We start from the raw sequence: 18,459 nt of genomic DNA, 5'->3' as shown, positions 1-18,459 counted from the left end.
GTATCCCAGCGCCGCACATGCGTGGTGCAGGGCATGTGAACACCCTCATATGGGACAACAAACAACGCCCCAAAGATTGTAACCCCCTACTTCGTGTGCGGGATACCCAGCACGTCGAGCGCGTTGGCCATAATGGACTGGAACGGCACCGCAGCGGCATCTGAGCCGCTCGGCGTTCCGTCGAGCGTGATATAGCACAGCACCTTGGGCGATTGTGCCGGTGCAAAGCCCATAAAGGACGACATGTAGTTCTCCTTGAGGTAGCCGCCGTTCTCGTCGGCACGTTCGGCCGTACCGGTCTTACCCGCCACGTCATAGCCGTCAACCGCGCCGCCAACGCCCGTTCCCTCGGACACGACCGTCTGCATGCACGATGTCACCTGGGATGCGGCATCCTCAGAAATCGCACGCTCGCCTTCGCCCCAGTCCTTCTCGTCGCCCTTGCTGGACTTATAGAAGTGCGGGGTCATCATCACGCCGCCGTTGGCGATACCGCCCACGGCACGTGCGATCTCAATCGGCGAGACGGACAATGCCTGTCCAAAACTCATCGAGCCCAGCGTGGCGCCGTCATACTGGTCACGCTCCTTGACGATGCCCAGGCTCTCGCCCGGAAAATCGACACCGGAGCTGTGACCGATGCCCCACTTGTCCACATAGGCGGCAAAGTCGTCGGCGCCGATCTTGCGCCCCACCAGGACAAAGCCCACGTTGGACGAACGGCGCATCATCTCGCGCACATCCATGGTCATGGCATAGTCGCGCTTGTCGGCATCGGTGACGGTATCGTCGCCCACCTTGATGCTCGCCGGCACCTCAAACGACGTACTCGATCGCACGACGCCCAAGTCGAAGCCGGCGCCCGCCACGAGCGTCTTAAAAACCGAGCCGGGCTCGTAGGCGTCGGTGACCAGGCGCAAGTTCATATCCTCGGTCTTGGCGTTTTCCAGATCGGTCTGGTCGTAAGTCGGGTACGAGCAGGCTGCCAAGATCTCGCCTGTCGTAGGATCGGTGACCAGCGCCGAGCCGTTCTTGGACTTAGTCTTCTCAACTGCCTCTGCCAGGGCATCCTCGGCCGCACGCTGGATATTGACGTCGAGCGTCGTCACGATATCAACGCCGTCGACCGCAGCCACCTTTTTATAGGCACCGCCCGCGATATAGCTGCCGTCCCTCGCGCGCTCGCGTACGAGAGAACCGTTCGTGCCGGTCAGAAGCTTGTTGTATTGCTTTTCGAGACCCGTCAAGCCGTCGTTGTCTACATTCACTACACCCAGCACCTGCGATGCCAGATTGCCGTATGGATATACGCGCTTCATGGACTGCTCAAAAAGCACGCCGGGCAGGTTCTTCTTCTCCAGCGCCGCGACATCGTCTTCGTCCACCTGGCGCTTGATATACACCCAGGTTCCATCGGACTCAACGAGCTTGCGGCAGGTCTTTTTATCGATTCCAGTTGCCTTGACCAGCGCCGACACCGTCTTGTCAACATCCTCGACAAGCTGCGGGTTCACGGCGATGTTGCGACATTCGACCGACGACGCCAACACGTTGCCGTTGCGGTCGTAGATGGTGCCGCGTTTGGCATAGAGGGTCTGCGCAAGCAGGCGGCGCGCATCGGCACGCTCGCGCAGTTTATCGGCTTCGACAATTTGATAGTCGGCAAGGCGAAAGACGCCCAAGCCCAAGCCAAGCCCGATGAAGCCCATGACGGCTTTGCGGCGAGGCAGAGGTGCGCCTGTGAGCCATTCGGTCGACGAACTCTTGCGCGACCTGGTGTTATGCACTTGAGGGCCGCCCGAGCCGCGAAGTCGCGACGCCGGGTCGTTGCCACGGGACTGCCCGGCGTTGTAAGATTGCCGACCCGTTCCTTGATAACCAGAACGTCCCCGCGACGAGGGACGTCCAGAACCGCGGCCCCCATCGGAACCGCGGCGATAGTCATTTGTCATACTCAGCTACCGTCTTGCTACTGAGCGGTCGCGGTCGCGTTGGCGCCCGCGGCTGCATCCTGCGAAAAGTCAAGTGTAACGCTCTCGCTGGGCTCCACCATGCCATAAGCGCCCGCAAGGTCGCGAATGCGCGTGTCGGCGCCATAGACCGAATGCATGACCTCCAGGTCGGAGCTCTCATCGGTCGCCTTTTCGAGCGTGCTGGTAAGCTCGGCGTTGCTGTTGAGCACCTGGGCCGTAACGCCGGCGAGCGCCACGCGGGCGACGCCGATCGTCATGAAGATAGCCGCAATGATGCAAAACGTTTTAAGAACGCTCATGAAAACCGGGCTTACCGCCTGGTTTGCCTGACGGCCCGCGCCCGTGTAGACATCAAAGCGCGGCGCGCGCTGCTCACGGGGAGCAACGGGGGCCTGCGGCGTCTCACGATAGGCGGGCATGGCGTTCATATCATAGGCGAGTGCTGCGCTTGAAGTGTTGTAGCCCATGATATGCCGCCTCCCATCCCGAGTACGTTGGTAGTGTGTTTAAGCTTCGTTTATGGTGCGAGCGGGAGGTCCAATATCGCGCGGTCGCGCCTACAGACGCTGCGCCACGCGGATTTTGGCTGATCTCGCCCGAGGGTTGCGCTCAACCTCATCAGGCTGGGCAACCAAGGGTTTGCGGGTGATGACCTTGAGTATCGGCACGTTGCCGCACACGCACACCGGAATCTCCGGCGGACACGTGCACCCCTGGCTCATCTCCTTAAAGTGGTTCTTTACGATACGGTCCTCGAGCGAGTGATACGAGATGACGCAGATACGTCCGCCCGGGTTGAGCCACCTGGTGGCGGCATCAAGCCCTCGTTCGAGCACATCGAGCTCGTGATTGACCTCGATGCGAATGGCCTGGAAACTTTTCTTGGCCGGGTGTCCACCATGCCGACGAGCGGCAGCCGGGATACCCGCCTTGATGATCTCGACAAATTGGCCGGTGGTTTCGATCGGTTCTTGCTCACGGCGGCGCACGATCTCGCGCGCGATCTGCGAGGCGAACTTCTCTTCGCCGTAGACGCGTAGAATCCGGGCGAGGTCGTGTTCGTTATAGGTGTTGATGACCTCAGCTGCGTTTAAGGTGTTATTGCCCGGATCCATCCGCATGTCCAATGGGGCGTCCTCGTTATACGAAAAGCCCCTGCCAGGGATATCGAGTTGCGGTGACGAAACGCCCAAATCGAACAGGAAGCCATCGACCCCGGGCACCTCGGCCGAGCAAAGCAGCTCGTCCAAGTCGCCGAAGTTGCCCTTCAGCAGCTGGTGCGGAACGCCGGGAACCTCGCGGTCCAGACGGGCGCCAGCGGCCTCGAGGGCCATGTCGTCCTGATCGACGCCGAGCAAAAGGCCCGTCTCCCCCACCTGCGCGGCCATCTTTACCGAATGGCCGGCACCGCCAAGGGTGCAATCGCAGACAACGGAGCCGCTCTTTAGCCGCAGCGACTCAAGCACTTCGCCGAGCATGACAGGTTCATGCCGATATTCTTGTGTCAAGATCCCACGCTCCATCCGTTACCCGTGCCTTGCCCTTACGAGAAGAAGAGGTCCAGCAGGGCCTCATCGTCATCGTCCTCATCGGCCGCGGCGCGATCCCAAACCTCAAGGTGGTCGTAGTTGCCCACAACCGTGACCTCGCGGTCGAGGTTCGCCTGCTTGCGGAGAGACTCGGAAAGACCGATACGACCGGCGCTGTCCACGTCCATCGACGTGGTGCGCTTGTTGATCGCCCTCATGAGCTTCTGGTCATTAATGTCACGCGGGTTAAAACCCTCGTGGCCCTCACGACCCGCGAAGAGTCCTTCGACCCACTTATCGAAGGCCTCGGCAGAGAACACGTACAGAGCATCGACATCCAGGGCTTTGAACACGCGAACGTGCTCTCCAAGCTCCTCGCGAAGGGGTGCAGGCAGGGACAGACGACCTTTTGCATCGAGATTGCGCTCGTATGCACCAGTCATTCCCATGTGCGCCCTCCCCTCGGTTACTCAGATGGCACGTACGCGGGGAACCACCCCGCCTGTCGACGTCATCAATAATATGGGGAACCGCCCCATTTTTCAACACCTTTCCCCACCCCTTCCCCCACCCCGCCCCACCACTCCACTCACCATATATCGCAAAACACCCCAAGCATATGTTCGAAAACACAATATGTTGTGTTTTCAGCAAAGGCGTGATGCCACCTGTAGAACCACACCCGCGAACCTCAACCTTCAAGTTGACCTTGAGGCGATTTTTACGTCCCTTTACATGCCGTTCACATCGCCCCCAAACTCCCCCACCCAAGGCACGTGCGGCCCACCACCGCGACGCCAAGTGGCGAAAAATGGGACGGGCCCCAGATTGCCCATGCGCGCGCAAAAGCACGCCGCGGCAATCTGGAGCCCGTCCCCAAATACCTATAAATATGCAGGTCAGCGATGTGTTAACGATGTGCCAGCGGGTGCGCCGCCAAATAGACCTCGGTCAGTTGCGTACGATCGACATGCGTGTAGACCTGCGTGGTCGATATATCGGCATGTCCCAAGATCTCCTGTAGCACACGGAGGTCTGCGCCGCCCGCAAGCATATGGGTGGCAAAGGAGTGACGCAGCGTATGGGGATGGAGCCCCACCAGTCCCACCTGGCGCCCGTAGCGCTCACAGATGGCATGGATGCCCTGGCGCGACAGACGGCGGCCGTTCTTATTTAAAAAGACCGCCGAGGTCTCGGTTCCGCGGGCATGGGCCGCCAAGCGAGAACGCCCCTCAGTTACATAAAGCGTCAGAGTTCGCGCCGCGCTTCCTACCAGCGGGGACAGGCGTTCCTTCGAGCCCTTACCACGAACGAGCACAAAGCCATCGTCGATATGGATATCGCCCACATCGAGCCCCACCAACTCGCTCACACGCAAACCGCATCCGTAGAGCACTTCCAAGATGGCATGGTCGCGCAAGCCCATCTCGCCCTCGGGGAAGTCTTGATCGAGCAGCGCCGAGACATCCTCCACCGATAGATACTCCGGCAAACGCTCAGCCTTTTTAGGCAGGCGCAACGCCGCCGTTGGATTTTGGGCCACAGCCCCATCGCGCACCAAAAAGGCATGTAGGCCCTTCACGGCCGCAAGCGCACGCTCCACCGAGGCATCCGAATAGCCCCCATCGCGACGGTCGGCGACAAAGCCCTCCACGACCTGACGGGTCACCTCTTCAAAAGACACAATACCCGCCCGCTCCAGATAGGCGCAGTACGTCGTCAGGTCACGACGATAGGCCGCAATCGTGTTGCGCGCCAAACCCCGCTCGACCGCGAGGTAATCGAGATACTCCCCCGCCGCCACGGCGAGCGACGAGGGAGTAGCTTCGGTATGTTCCTTATTCGCCGGCACCCTTAGTCCGTAGCGAGGTTCATGGGTGTCACCTGCAGACGGTCGACACCCTCGTGCTGGCCGATCGAAGCGCGCACGAACTCGCGGAACAGCGGCTGCGGGTTGGTCGGGCGGCTCTTGAACTCGGGATGAGCCTGGGTTGCCACATACCACGGATGCACGTCGCGCGGCAGCTCGACCATCTCGACCAGGCGCTCGTCGGGCGACAGACCCGAGATAACCAAGCCGGCGTCCTCGAGCTGGTCACGGAAGGCGTTGTTGAACTCAAAGCGATGACGGTGACGCTCGTAGACGAGCTCCTCGCCATATGCCTCGCGAGCAAGGGTATCGGCGGCGAGCTTGCACGGATAGGCGCCCAGACGCATGGTGCCGCCCTTCTCGGTCACGTCCTCCTGCGAGCTCATCAGATCGATGACGCTAAACGGGCCGTCCGGATCGAACTCGGAGGAGCTGGCGCCGGCAAGGCCGACGACGTTGCGGGCGAACTCGCACACGGCCACCTGCATACCCAGGCAAATGCCCAGATACGGAATCTTGTGCTCACGGGCAAACTCGGCCGCGAGGATCTTGCCCTCCAGGGCGCGCTTGCCAAAGCCGCCGGGGACCAGGATGCCCGAGGCGTCGCCCAGAACCTCGGAGACATTCTGCTCGTCGAGGCTCTCGCCGTCGACCAGCTGAACGTCCACATGGCGATCGTAGAAGACGCCCGCATGGTGCAGGGCCTCGATAACCGACAGGTACGCATCGGGCAGCTGCGTGTACTTGCCCACGACGGCGATCTTCACCTTGTCGGCGTGATGGTTGGCGTGATTCTGTTTGCGCAGGAACTCATTCCACTCGCTCATGTCGCGCTCACGCGGGTCCAGACCCAGGCGCTCGCAAATGCGCAGGTCAAAGTCCTGCTCGGCAAGCAGCTGCGGAACATCGTAAATGCTCGCGCAGTCCTCGTTGGTAAAGACGCAATCGGTGTCGACGTCGCAGAAGCTTGCGATCTTTCCGCGGATAGCGTCATCGATATGGTGGTCGGAGCGCAGCACGATGATATCGGGCTGGATGCCAAAGCTGCGGAGCTCCTTGACGGAATGCTGCGTGGGCTTGGTCTTGACCTCGTGGGCGGCGGCGATATAGGGAACGAGCGACACGTGGATGTAGCAGACGTTCTCGGGGCCGGCCTCCTTGCGGTACTGACGGATGGCCTCGACAAACGGTTGGGACTCGATGTCGCCGATCGTGCCGCCCAGCTCGGTGATGACTACATCGGAGCCGGTCTGCTCCTCGATGCGGCGGAACTTGTCCTTAATGGCATTGGTGACGTGAGGAATCACCTGCACGGTACCGCCCAAAAAGTCGCCGCGACGCTCGCGGGCGATCAAGCTCTTATAGATGGCGCCGGTCGTAAAGTTGGAATCGCGGGTCAGGTTCTCATCAATAAAGCGCTCGTAATGACCCAGGTCCAGGTCGGACTCGTAACCATCCTCGGTAACGAAGACCTCACCATGCTGGAAGGGGCTCATGGTACCGGGGTCGACGTTCAGATACGGATCAGCCTTCTGCATCGTTACTTTGTAGCCACGCGACTTGAGCAGACGGCCCAGCGAGGCCGCGGTGATACCCTTGCCCAGAGACGAAACCACGCCACCGGTTACGAACACATGCTTGGTCATATTGAGTTACCTGCGCTTCCCGTAGAAGTTGTTTATCCACATCTTACGGGTCTTCATTGTAATACTCGCGCCGCGGACCGTTCGCAATTTTTCTCGCGTGAGATTGCATTTCTCAATCTTGAAACAAAACGCCGCCCGGTTTCCCAGGCGGCGTCGCTATGGCAAGGGTTACATGCTGCTATCGATCAGAAACCTCGTCCTCAAGCATTTCTTGAACGAGCATGCCGGTACGGACGCCCTCAAGATACCACTCGCCACGTTCGGTGAGGCAAATGCCATTTGCAAGCTGACCGCCGTCGTCGCTATAACGCGAGACGACATCAATCATGCCTTCGGAATCCAAGCGATCGATTGCGGCGCGGGCACGATACGGCGAAACCCCCACGCGCTCGGCAAGCGTTTTGCGCGAGAAACCATACGGCCCGCCATTGTCTTCGGTTTGCTGGTCGATCTCCATCAATACCAGCACCTCGACACGCTTCATATCGTTGACACTCGCACGACCCTTGCCCGCCATAGCAGCCTCCTCAAACCGAGCACGAGCATCTAACGCGCCGTGCGCGACCGACACACCTCACGATGGCAGGTAATATCCATCATGCGGCATCCCGCTAAGGATGAAACAGTTACGGTTATTGTATACCGCTCAAATTGTTTCTAGGCAGGTAAACAGCTACTTTTCGCCGAAATAGGCGCTTTATTGATCAAAAAGCCGTACCGGGCGCTAACCCGATACGGCCAAAATGCAATGCAATTACCGCGGTGCTTCAAACTTAGCGATGGAAGAAACCGCGGCGCTCAAACTTGGGCTCGCAGCACACGTTGATACCCAGTTTGCGCAGTACCGTCTCGTCCGTCGGCGAGATAATCACGCTAAAGAAGGCATCGCAACCGCGCAGCTGCTCCAGGCCCGAAAGGACGCGAGCGGCCGTCTCACTCGTGGCCGAGGTGATCGACAGCGCCATAAGCGTCTCGTCGGTGTGGAGGCGCGGGTTTTTGCTGCCCAGGAAATGCGTCTTGAGCTTGCTGATGGGCTCGATCGCTTCATCGCTAATGACCTCGAGCTCAAGGTCGACGCCCGAGACATGCTTAAGTGCATTCATGATGAGCGAGCTCGCGGCGCCCAGGCGCGTGGAAGTCTTGCCGGTCACCACGGAGCCATCGGGCATAACCATGGCACCCACGGGACCACCCGTCAGCTGCTCCCTGGTGAGGGCTGCCGAGCGCGCCGGTGAGTAGTTCTTATCGATGCCGGCTTTCTTCATAATAATCTTGAGACGGTCGACTTGCTCATCGCCCACGCCGGTACGGCGCACATTTTCGACCGCGGTAAAGTAGCGGCGGACGATCTCCATCTTGGAAGCGTCGCGGCAGGCATCGTCATCGGTGATGGCAAAGCCGACCATATTGACGCCCATGTCCGTAGGGCTCTGGTAGGGGCTCTTGCCCAGGATCTTTTCCATCAGGGCACGGACTACCGGGAAGGCCTCGACGTCGCGGTTGTAGTTGACCGTGGTCTTGTTGTAGGCCTCAAGGTGGAACGAATCGATGATATTGGCGTCGTCGAGGTCAGCCGTGGCGGCCTCGTAGGCAATATTGACCGGATGCGTCAGAGGAAGATTCCAGACAGGGAAGGTCTCGAACTTGGCATAGCCGGCGGCCGTGCCATGCTTGTGCTCGTGATAGAGCTGAGACAGGCAGGTGGCAAGCTTGCCCGAGCCAGGACCGGGGGCAGTGACCACGACGAGCGGTCGGGTGGTCTCGACAAACTCGTTCTTGCCGTAGCCATCGTCGGACACGATCAGATCGACATCGTGCGGATACCCCTCGATGGGATAGTGCAGCTTGGCGGGAATACCGAGCGCGTTCAGACGGTTGCGGAACACATCGGCAGCGGGCTGGCCGGCGTACTGGGTGATGACCACAGCCGCGACAGCAAAGCCGTTGCCGCGGAACAGGTCAACCAGGCGCAGCACATCCTCGTCATAGGTAATGCCGAGGTCACCACGAGCCTTGTTTTTCTCGATGTGGTTCGCGTTGATCGCGATGATAACCTCGACATCGTCGGCGATGCTCTTGAGCATGCGGAACTTGCTGTCCGGTTCAAAACCCGGCAGCACGCGGCTCGCATGATAGTCATCGAACAGCTTACCGCCAAACTCCAAATAGAGCTTGCCACCAAACTGCGAGATGCGCTCCTTAATGTGAGCAGCCTGCAGCTCGATATACTTCGCGTTGTCGAAACCCTGGCGCATATATGGCTCCCGTCCCGTTTCCATTTAATGTTCTAGGCGATTATAACGGAGCCCGCCCTCCCCGATACCCAGACCATCAACAGGCACCAACCAAACACGCCATCGATAAGTTGCGGTGGAATAGTTCCCGTTTAACCCCTCCAGACGGCCAAACAGGAACTATTCCACCGCAACTTCCCTTTTTGGCGCAAACAAACCTGGCCTTTGTATCAATAATGGAAACGTCGCAGGTTGAGCATAAGCCAGCGAAAGCCCGCCAGAGTAGGCAAAGCGCCCTCTGCACCAACAATGGAAAGCGCCGCAGGCAGAGGACGGACAGCGAGCGCCGTCCAGAACGTACAAGTTGGCATGAAAAAGGCGAGGCATAGACCTTTTGGTCATGCCTTGCCTTTTGAATGACAAATTGTCGTTCTGGACGGCGCGTAGCGTCGACCGGTTCCGCGGTTTGGTAAAACCGCGGAACAAAAAGTCGCCCCCTCCCGCGCACGGAACGGGAGGGGGCTAAAGGTAGGAGTCTACCGGTGGGTTGACCCCACCGGACAGACGATGACCAGGTGATCCTTTACAGGATCGTCAAGGTTTCCGTGGGGTACCCGTTGGGTACTTAGATCAGCACGCAGGCGACGGTCAGGATGACGGCGCAGACGACGGAGAGAGCGACAATGAGCTTAAGGGCAAACTTGAGCCAGGTCGTCCACTCGATCTTGGCCAGGGCGAGACCGCCCATGATGGCGCCGGAGGTCGGGGTGAACAGGTTCACGACACCGATGGCGGCGGAGAAGATCATGACCATGACCTCGGGCGAGAAGCCGAGCTTAACAGCCAGCGGTCCCATGATGGGCATGGAGACGGTAGCCATACCAGAGGTCGAGGGGATCAGGAAGGACAGGCCGAAGTAGACCAGGAAGCTCATGGGAGCGAAGATCACGCCGGACAGGCCAGCCAGAGCATTGGCGGCAGCGTCGAGGACGAAGACGTCGAGGCCGGTGTTAGCCATGAGGACGGAGATACCACGGGCGAGGGCGATGACGAGAACAACGGACATCATGTCGGCAGCGCCGGTGATGAAGGTGTTAACGATCTGCTTCTCGGACAGGCCACCGATGATACCGATCAGGACGGCCATGAGGAAGAACCAGGTGGAAGCCTCGTCGAAGTACCACTGGCCAATGGGCAGGCCGGTGATCAGGGCAGACCAGCCCTGGACGACGGCGTTACCGTCGGCGTCGTAGACAGCGCCAGCGTCGAAGAAGTTGGCGACGCCCTCGTTGAGGTCGGCCAGCGGAATGAAGCCGACGATCATGACGACGAAGGTGAAGGCGAAGGCGATCAGAACACCCTTCTGACGACCGGTGAGCTTGACCTCCTTGTGGACCTCGGAAGCAGCCTTGCCGTGAGCCTCTTCGGCGTCCTTGAGCTCCTGCATCGACAGGATGGTGGAACCCTTGTCAGCCTTGACCTTCTTGGCGTAGCTCATCACGAAGAAGATGGACATAGCGGTAGTGACAATCCACAGGACGGCACCGAGGCCGATGATGATGGACTGGTTGACCTCAATGCCAACGCCGGTCAGAGCGTCGACGGCAGCGCCGACGGCGAACGGGTTAACCGTGGAGCCCAGGCAGCCGCAGCCAGCGCCGAGCAGGACGGTAGCGGCACCGACCATGGGGTCGAAGCCAGCGGCCATCATGGTAGCGGCGAGCAGGGCGTAGAAGGGAACGGTCTCCTCGCACATACCATAGGTGGTACCACCGAGGGAGAAGATGAGCATCAGCACGGGAATGAGCATAATCTCGTTGCCCTTAAGCTTCTGCACCAGAACGGCGATGCCGTTGTCCAGAGCGCCGGTCTCGGTCATCATGCCGAGGAAGCCGCCCAGGATCATAACGAAGAGGCAGACGGGCAGGGCGTCAGCGAAGCCCTTAATCGGGGCGGTGCAGAAATCGCTCAGACGGGCGGCAGTAACCGCGCCGCCGGACGTGCCGGAGACGATAACGGTAATCACTGCGACAATTGCCAGCAGAGCAAGAAGAATGGTGAACGATGAAGGCATACCGCGCTTTTTCTTAGCGGTCTCAGTCATGGTTCTCATCCCCCCTTCATAAATCATTTAACTTTCTCGTGCGAAGCGGATCTTCCGTGCCGTGCCCACCGCCCGACGCGAGATATTTACCAGACACAGCCGCTCGGGGTGTTCAACAATACACCCCGAGCGAGATGCTAGATGCTCTTACTTGAGCGTGGCGTACATGACAGCCTTGATGGTGTGCATGCGGTTCTCGGCCTCGTCGAAGACCTTGGAAGCGGGGCTCTCGAAGACCTCGTCGGTGACCTCCTGCTCGGTGATGCCGAACTGCTCGCACTTCTCGGCGCCAATGGTGGTGTTGGTGTCGTGGAAGCTGGGCAGGCAGTGCAGGAAGATGGCACCCGGGTTGGCCATAGCCATGACCTCGGAGGTAACACGATACGGAGTGAGCTGAGCGATGCGCTCGGCCCAGACCTCGTCGGGCTCGCCCATGGAGACCCACACGTCGGTGTAGATAACGTCGGCACCGGTGACGCCGTCCTTGACGTCGGTGGTCAGCTTGATGGTGCAGCCGTTGGCCTCGGCGATGGGCTTGCAGGCCTCGATGACGTCGTCGGCGGGCATGCACTCCTCGGGGCCGCAGGCCACGAAGTTCATGCCGAGCTTGGAGCAGACAACCATGAGGGAGCGAGCAACGTTGTTCTTGCAGTCGCCCATGAAGACGAGGGTCTTGCCCTTGATGTCGTAGTTGAAGTTCTCCTGGACAGTCAGGATGTCGGCGAGCATCTGGGTGGGATGCCACTCAGTGGTCAGGCCGTTCCACACGGGCACGCCGGACTTAGCAGCGAGCTCCTCGACGTCATCCTGGGCAAAGCCACGGAACTCGATGCCGTCATACATGCGGCCGAGAACGCGGGCGGTGTCCTCGATGGACTCCTTCTTGCCCATCTGCGACGAACCCGGATCGAGGTAGGTGACGCCCATGCCCAGGTCCATGCCGCCGACCTCGAAGGCGCAGCGGGTACGAGTGGAGGTCTTCTGGAAGAGCAGAACGATGTTCTTGCCCTCGAGATAGCGGTGCGGAACGCCAGCGCGCTTCATATCCTTGAAGTTCTTGGAGAGCTTGAGCAGGTACTCGATCTCCTCGGTGGTGAGGTCGAGAAGCTTGAGGAAGCTACGGCCGGAGAGGTTAACACCCATGGTTTGATTCCTTTCGAAGAAATGAATTACGTAAGTATTAGTGTTGCCCGTTTAACGGGCGAAGCCGGTGCGGTTGTAGGGGGACCGCACCGGAAACGGAAAGACTTAGAGGTCCTCGCGCCAGAAGGGCATGCTCATGCAGCGCGGGCCGCCGCGGCCGCGGGAGAGCTCGGCGGAGGGCACGACGAGAAGGTCCAGGCCCTCCTTGTACAGCACGTCGTTGGTGACGGTGTTGCGGGCGTAGACGCAGATCTTGCCGGGCTCGACGCACAGGGTGTTGGAGCCGTCGTTCCACTGCTCGCGGGAGGCCGCGATCGGGTCGCCGCCGCCGCAGGGGATCAGCTTGACCTGGTCGACGCCGGTGGCGTCCTCCAGGACGTGCTCGAGGGTGTCCTCGATCAGGCGGATGTTCACGTCGCCCGGGTTCTTGCCGGCGGTCAGCTCGTAGACGCGCAGGGTGCCCATGATGGCGGGGTGGATCGTGAACTTATCGACGTCGATCTGGGTGAAGACCGTGTCGAGGTGCATGAAGGCGCGCGAGACCGGGATGTCGAAGGCCAGGATGCGCTCGACCTTGGAGTCGGAGTTCCAGAAGATGTTCTGGGCCATGACGTCGATCGCGGCGGCTTGGGTGCGCTGGGAGATGCCGACGGCGAGGGTCTTCTCGTTGATGTTCAGCACGTCGCCGCCCTCGGTGTGGAACTGGCAGTCGCGGCGGAAGTACAGCGAGACGTCCTTGTAGTCGGGGTGGTACTTGAAGACGTACTTGCCGTACAGGGTCTCGCGGTTGCGGGTGACCGAGTACATGCGGTTGAGGTTGACGCCCTCGCCGACGACCGCGAACGGGTCGCGGGTGAAGTAGAGGTTGGGCATCGGGTCGATGATCAGGTCGGACTCGGACTCGGAGTTGACCAGGGAGTCGAGGGTCGTGGACGCCGTGAGGGGCATGTCGATCTCGGCCTTGGTCATGCCGGCCATGGTCTTCTTGACGAACTCGAGGTTGTCCTCGATGGAGTCCAGCTTCTCGCGGACGATCTGCGGCATGTGCTGGCCGCGGATGCCGGCCTCGGCGATGTACTGGTCGGTGAACTCGGCGCGGGCGCCGGGGACCTGGTCGAACACCTCTGCGACGAGGTTCTCGAGATAGAGGACCTCCACGCCCTGGTCCCTCAGGATCTGGGCGAAGGTGTCGTGCTCCTGCTGCGCGACCTCCAGGAACGGGACGTCGTCGAACAGGAGTCGCTCGAGCTCGTCGGGCGGCAGGTTGAGGAGCTCGTCGCCGGGACGGTGCAGGCAGACCTTCCTGAGCTTGCCGATCTCGGAAGGCACGTGCAGACCTTTCGTCATGGCCTCCTACCTTTCTTTCGGGCCTTACTGGCCGAATGTATCAGCGCCCCTCCATATGGGACGCTGCTTGCTGACAGCTCTAGTTATATCCAAATTCTATTCGTAATACCACCTCGCCCCCGAACGGTCAGCAAAGTGCGATGAACGGTATTTCGCATATGATTCCCCCATGATGCACTTCGGTTCTCTAAAGCAGGTTTTCAAAGGTAAATGTTCTTTTTTCTAAGGAATTAAGCTAGATTGCACAAATATTTTCATGTTTAGGAATTGCATAGCTAAAACGGTTTTCTGCATATATATGTCGTTTGTCCATGATTCAATTTGGATTCGATTATATTCAGCTCGCAATCATTCTTATTCATACATCCTCACCAGTTGAGTATGGATATAGATTGTTTCCAAACGAGTTGGGCAGTTAGTTGCATGCCTTGGCAGCGTAAGAAGTAGGTAAAGATACCGTTCACGCGATACGTCCGTGCCAGCGGTCGACTAAATTGAGACAATAGTGAAAAGTGTTAGGCTACCGTCCTCTACGGGGACTGAACGGACAGATGCATATGCCGAGCAAAATCGAAAAGAAGCAAGCCGCCGCAAAGCTGCGCAAGCCGCCGCGCGACTTCTCGTACACGCAAAACCGAGAGCTTAGCTGGCTGCGCTTTGACAACCGCGTGCTTGACGAAGCCTTCGATGAGACCGTTCCGCTGTTCGAGCGTCTAAAGTTCGTGTCGATTTTCGAGTCTAACCTCGACGAGTTTCTCATGGTGCGCGTGGGCGGCCTGTCCGATCTGGCAGAGCTCAAAAAACAACCTGTCGACAACAAGAGCAATATGACCGCCTCCGAACAGGTCGATGCTGTCATGGCCGAAATGCCCGGGCTCCTTACCCGTTGGGAGTCCATCTTTAAGAGCATCGAGGGCAAGCTCGACACCTTGGGCGTTCACCGCGCCCGCATCGATTCGCTTACGCCCGAGGAGCGCACCTTTGTAACCCGCTACTTCCAGGCCTACGTGTCGCCGGTCATCTCGCCGCTGGTCATCGATCCTCGCCACCCCTTCCCCAACCTGCGCAATGGCGCGCTCTATCTGGCCTGTGGTCTGGACGGCGCCACCGACGAGGAGAGCCTGCTGGGCCTTATCGAGATTCCCGCCTCGATGAACCGCGTGGTCGAGATCCCCTCGCCCACCGGCACCTACTCCTACATCTTGCTCGAGGACGTCATCCTCGCCTGCCTGGACAGCTGCTTTGGCTCCTATAAGCCGCTGGATCGTGCGCTGATCCGCGTCACCCGCAACGCCGACATCGATCCGGACGGCGAGGGCGTCGAAGAGGAAGAGGACTACCGCCAGCACATGAAGCGTATTCTCAAGAAGCGCCTGCGCCTACAGCCGGTAGTGCTCGCGGTCTCGGGGTCGCTCGAGAAGGCGACGCTCAAGACTATCCGCAAGGCGCTCGAGCTTTCGCGTCGCTCGGTCTTTACCTGCAATATCCCGCTCAACCTGGGCTACGTCTTTGGCATTGAGGGCAAGATTCCCGAGCACCTGCGCAACGAGCTGCTCTTTACGCCGTTTAAGCCGCAGCCCAACCCCACCATCGATATGACCCGCTCCATCCGCGAACAGGTGCTGCAGGGCGACAAGCTGCTCTTTTATCCCTACGAGGCCATGAACCCGTTCTTGGACCTGGTGCACGAGGCCGCCTATGACCCCGAGTGCATCTCGTTGCGCATCACGCTCTACCGCGTGGCCAAGCAGAGCCGCCTATGCGAGTCGCTGATCGATGCTGCCGAGAACGGCAAAGAGGTCACGGTGCTCATGGAGCTCCGCGCGCGCTTTGACGAGCAGAACAACATCGAATGGGCCGAGCGCCTGGAAGAGGCCGGCTGCACCGTCATCTACGGCTCCGAGGGCTTTAAGTGCCACTCAAAGATCTGCCAGCTCACCTATCGCGAGGGCATGGCGCTTACACGCCTGACGCTGCTGGGCACCGGCAACTTTAACGAGAAGACGGCCAAACTCTACAGCGACTTTATGCTCATGACAGCCCATCCCGGCATCGGTGAAGACGCCAACCTGTTCTTCCGCAATCTGTCGCTGGGCAACCTGCGCGGCGACTACCGCTTCCTGGGTGTGGCGCCCGTCGGACTGAAACCGCTCATCATGCGCGGGCTTGACCGCGAGATCCAGCGCGCCCTTGCCGGCGAGCCCGCCCGCGTGTTCTTTAAGCTCAACTCGCTCACCGACCGCGAGGTTATCGACAAGATCGCCGAGGCATCGTGTGCCGGCGTGCGCGTGGACATGATCATCCGCGGCATCTCGTGCCTCAAGCCCGGTGTTCCAGGCAAGACCGAGAACGTGCATGTCCGCTCCATCGTCGGACGCTTTTTGGAGCACGCCCGTGTTTACGCCTTTGGCGTGGACTCGGACATGATTTACCTGAGCTCGGCAGACATGATGACGCGCAACACCGAACACCGCGTGGAGATCGCCTTCCCCGTGCTCGACCCCACCTGCCGCGCCCTGGTGCACGAGTACATGGGCATGCAGCTGCGGGACAACGTGAAAGCCCGCAACCTTACGAGCGACGGCACCTGGGTCCCCGTGGAGCGTGCAGAGGGTGAGAAACCCTTCAACTCGCAGGAGGCTCTGCTGGAGCGCGCTTATCGCAACGCCGAGGCTACGCCCGAGCCCGTCATTGAGGCGAAACCCGCCCCCGAGCCCGAGCCGCAGCCGGTAGCACCCAAAGTCCAAGAGGTCCAGGCGACCGTCATTGAGCCCGAGCCTGCGCCTGCACCTCAGCCCGAGCCGCAGGCAGCTAAGCCCGCGCCCGAGACGAGTACCCGTCGCAAGAAGTCCGCTGGCACGGCCAAGGCCATCAAGCGCCATCGCCCCGGTCGCGTTCGCATGGGTCTGGGCCTGATCGGTCTAGGCCTTAAAACGCTCATTACCGGCAAGACCAAATAGGCGTTTGTAGAAGCGCCCCGCATTTGAGGAAAGCCTCGGATGCGGGGCGCTTTTCCCTGCTACCATGGTGCGGACAACAACGCGAATGACAGGCAGGGATATGAAGCTCACCATAGAATCGATGACGTACGGCGCCGACGGGCTGGCGCATGCCGACAACGGCAAAGCCGTATTTGTGCAGGGCGCCGCGGCAGGCGACACCGTCGAGGCCGAGATCGTGCAGGACGGCAAGTCGTTCATGCGCGCCCGCACCACCGAGATACTGGAGCCGAGCCTCGATCGCATCCAGCCTCCCTGCCCCTTCGTTGGCATTTGCGGCGGCTGCTCGTGGGGCAACCTCTCGCGCACGGCACAGCTTGCCGCCAAGGAGCAAAACCTGCGTTCCACGCTCGAGCGTATCGGCAAGTTCAGCCCCGATCAGGTCGATAAGCTTGTACAACCCATCCGCTACACCAAGGATGATTGGGGCTACCGCAATAAAATCGAGCTCGAACCAACCGTCGTCAACGGTCGCGTGCGTCTTGGCATGCACGGCGTCGATCCCCGCGAGATCGTGACCGTCGATTCGTGCCCGTTGTTCGACAAACGCTTCCCCAAGGCACTCAAATCGGTCGTCGGTGCACTCAATTATCTGAGCGGCAGCCACGACCTGGGCCTCGAGCGCGTGGGCATTCGCGCATCGCGCCGCACCAAGGCACTCGAGGTCGCACTCTGGACGCCCACAGGTTCTTTTCCGCGCTCGCAGGTCTCCCGCGTGCTGGCGGACGCCGCTCATCCCACGAGCATCGTGCGCGTGATGAGCAAGGGCGAAAAGAAGGCCCGCCGTGTCTCCAAGGTCGAAATGCTCGCCGGCGAGGGTTCCTGGACCGAGAACATCGCCGACGGCCAAATGCGTCTTTCGGCCCCGTCGTTCTTCCAGGTCAACACCAAGGGTGCCGAGATTTTGATCGAGCTTGTCATGGAAGCGCTCGACCCGCAGGAAGACGAGCTTGCCGTGGACCTGTACTGCGGTGCCGGTACCTTTACCCTGCCGCTCGCCCGCCGCTGCGACTTTGTCGCCGCCGTCGAGGCCTACGGCCCGGCCGTGCGCGACCTGCGCCGCAACCTCGAGATCAACAAGCTCGATAACGTCGACGTCATTGGCGGAGACGCGGTGCGCGAGTTCCCCGACCAGGATGCCGACGTCTTGGTGGTCGACCCGCCGCGCGCAGGCCTCGCCCCCGAAGCGATCGACCTTATCGCCAGCACGAGTGCCCGCGATGTCGCCTACGTGAGCTGCGACCCGGCCACCCTGGCGCGCGATCTCAAACGCTTTGTCGAAGAAGGCACCTTCTCCCCCGTAAAGATCACGCCAGTCGACCTGTTCCCACAAACCTTCCACTGCGAAACGGTCGTCCACCTCAAGCGCAACTAGACTGTTTGCCCAAGACCACGCCCGATGATTTTTCTGAGACGGGGATAAAAATAAATTTGCTCCGAATGATTATTTAAGGCTCTGTTAGACCAGGATTGACATACATGTGTCACCACGGTGCCATATCGTTGACCCCATAGACCGCGATGATGGGGGCAGCATGAACGCCGAAGACCTGGTCCTCAACTTCAAGAAGGGCATGGCGAACCTCAGCAAGACCGAGCGCCGCCGCGCTATCG

General features: G+C 60.1%; 13 protein-coding genes. 2 read left to right on the top strand and 11 right to left on the bottom strand.

Annotated features, from left to right (window positions below):
- Positions 1–86: 86 nt before the first annotated feature.
- The 11 genes from RX395_RS00655 to arcA form a co-directional block, all read right to left on the bottom strand.
- Complete coding sequence (locus tag RX395_RS00655) at positions 87–1,709, bottom strand: peptidoglycan D,D-transpeptidase FtsI family protein (protein WP_316364723.1); 1,623 nt, start codon at positions 1,707–1,709, stop codon at positions 87–89.
- 260 nt (positions 1,710–1,969) lie between these two features.
- Positions 1,970–2,440, bottom strand: coding sequence for a hypothetical protein (locus tag RX395_RS00650; RefSeq protein ID WP_055309808.1), 471 nt, complete (start codon positions 2,438–2,440; stop codon positions 1,970–1,972).
- Between the two features lie 90 nt (positions 2,441–2,530).
- A complete protein-coding gene (rsmH, locus tag RX395_RS00645) occupies positions 2,531–3,496 on the bottom strand; it encodes a 16S rRNA (cytosine(1402)-N(4))-methyltransferase RsmH (RefSeq protein ID WP_006234266.1) in 966 nt (321 codons plus the stop codon).
- A gap of 20 nt (positions 3,497–3,516) precedes the next feature.
- Entirely contained in the window at positions 3,517–3,951 is a 435-nt protein-coding gene (locus RX395_RS00640) for a division/cell wall cluster transcriptional repressor MraZ (protein ID WP_006234269.1), read from the bottom strand.
- Positions 3,952–4,412: 461 nt separating this feature from the next.
- On the bottom strand, positions 4,413–5,354 hold the full coding sequence (gene xerD, locus RX395_RS00635) for a site-specific tyrosine recombinase XerD (RefSeq protein ID WP_215694156.1): 942 nt from the start codon (positions 5,352–5,354) through the stop codon (positions 4,413–4,415).
- Positions 5,355–5,356: 2 nt separating this feature from the next.
- On the bottom strand, positions 5,357–7,018 hold the full coding sequence (locus RX395_RS00630) for a CTP synthase (protein WP_055286060.1): 1,662 nt from the start codon (positions 7,016–7,018) through the stop codon (positions 5,357–5,359).
- A 178-nt stretch (positions 7,019–7,196) separates the two neighbouring features.
- Positions 7,197–7,535, bottom strand: a complete 339-nt coding sequence (locus RX395_RS00625; protein WP_055286058.1) for a helix-turn-helix domain-containing protein — start codon at positions 7,533–7,535, stop codon at positions 7,197–7,199.
- A gap of 256 nt (positions 7,536–7,791) precedes the next feature.
- On the bottom strand, positions 7,792–9,273 hold the full coding sequence (locus RX395_RS00620) for a DUF1846 domain-containing protein (RefSeq protein ID WP_006234276.1): 1,482 nt from the start codon (positions 9,271–9,273) through the stop codon (positions 7,792–7,794).
- 604 nt (positions 9,274–9,877) lie between these two features.
- Positions 9,878–11,365 carry a YfcC family protein gene (locus RX395_RS00615; RefSeq protein ID WP_394815226.1) on the bottom strand — a complete coding sequence of 496 codons (1,488 nt, stop codon included), beginning with the start codon at positions 11,363–11,365 and terminating at the stop codon, positions 9,878–9,880.
- A gap of 138 nt (positions 11,366–11,503) precedes the next feature.
- Positions 11,504–12,499: an ornithine carbamoyltransferase gene (gene argF, locus RX395_RS00610; protein WP_006234279.1), complete on the bottom strand. Its 996-nt coding sequence runs from the start codon at positions 12,497–12,499 to the stop codon at positions 11,504–11,506.
- 105 nt (positions 12,500–12,604) lie between these two features.
- Positions 12,605–13,846: an arginine deiminase gene (gene arcA, locus RX395_RS00605; protein WP_099431519.1), complete on the bottom strand. Its 1,242-nt coding sequence runs from the start codon at positions 13,844–13,846 to the stop codon at positions 12,605–12,607.
- A 557-nt stretch (positions 13,847–14,403) separates the two neighbouring features.
- Here arcA and ppk1 point away from each other — a divergent pair.
- The gene (gene ppk1, locus RX395_RS00600) at positions 14,404–16,806 is read left to right on the top strand and encodes a polyphosphate kinase 1 (protein WP_316364712.1); all 2,403 of its coding nucleotides are present in this window, start codon (positions 14,404–14,406) and stop codon (positions 16,804–16,806) included.
- 85 nt (positions 16,807–16,891) lie between these two features.
- Complete coding sequence (rlmD, locus tag RX395_RS00595; protein WP_316364711.1) at positions 16,892–18,220, top strand: 23S rRNA (uracil(1939)-C(5))-methyltransferase RlmD; 1,329 nt, start codon at positions 16,892–16,894, stop codon at positions 18,218–18,220.
- The last annotated feature ends 239 nt before the right edge of the window (positions 18,221–18,459 follow it).

Source organism: Collinsella aerofaciens, assembly GCF_032584215.1.
GTDB lineage: Bacteria > Actinomycetota > Coriobacteriia > Coriobacteriales > Coriobacteriaceae > Collinsella.
This window is presented reverse-complemented; position numbering and strand designations above follow the sequence as displayed.

Excerpts from the sequence above, each read along its gene's own strand:
- ppk1 (WP_316364712.1), top strand. The coding sequence starts at position 14,404 with ATGCCGAGCAAAATCGAAAAGAAGCAAGCCGCCGCAAAGCTGCGCAAG.
- rlmD (WP_316364711.1), top strand. The coding sequence starts at position 16,892 with ATGACAGGCAGGGATATGAAGCTCACCATAGAATCGATGACGTACGGC.
- RX395_RS00650 (WP_055309808.1), bottom strand. The coding sequence starts at position 2,440 with ATGGGCTACAACACTTCAAGCGCAGCACTCGCCTATGATATGAACGCC.
- RX395_RS00640 (WP_006234269.1), bottom strand. The coding sequence starts at position 3,951 with ATGGGAATGACTGGTGCATACGAGCGCAATCTCGATGCAAAAGGTCGT.
- RX395_RS00630 (WP_055286060.1), bottom strand. The coding sequence starts at position 7,018 with ATGACCAAGCATGTGTTCGTAACCGGTGGCGTGGTTTCGTCTCTGGGC.
- RX395_RS00620 (WP_006234276.1), bottom strand. The coding sequence starts at position 9,273 with ATGCGCCAGGGTTTCGACAACGCGAAGTATATCGAGCTGCAGGCTGCT.
- RX395_RS00615 (WP_394815226.1), bottom strand. The coding sequence starts at position 11,365 with ATGAGAACCATGACTGAGACCGCTAAGAAAAAGCGCGGTATGCCTTCA.
- RX395_RS00655 (WP_316364723.1), bottom strand. The coding sequence starts at position 1,709 with ATGGGCTTCATCGGGCTTGGCTTGGGCTTGGGCGTCTTTCGCCTTGCC.
- arcA (WP_099431519.1), bottom strand. The coding sequence starts at position 13,846 with ATGACGAAAGGTCTGCACGTGCCTTCCGAGATCGGCAAGCTCAGGAAG.
- rsmH (WP_006234266.1), bottom strand. The coding sequence starts at position 3,496 with ATGGAGCGTGGGATCTTGACACAAGAATATCGGCATGAACCTGTCATG.
- RX395_RS00625 (WP_055286058.1), bottom strand. The coding sequence starts at position 7,535 with ATGGCGGGCAAGGGTCGTGCGAGTGTCAACGATATGAAGCGTGTCGAG.
- argF (WP_006234279.1), bottom strand. The coding sequence starts at position 12,499 with ATGGGTGTTAACCTCTCCGGCCGTAGCTTCCTCAAGCTTCTCGACCTC.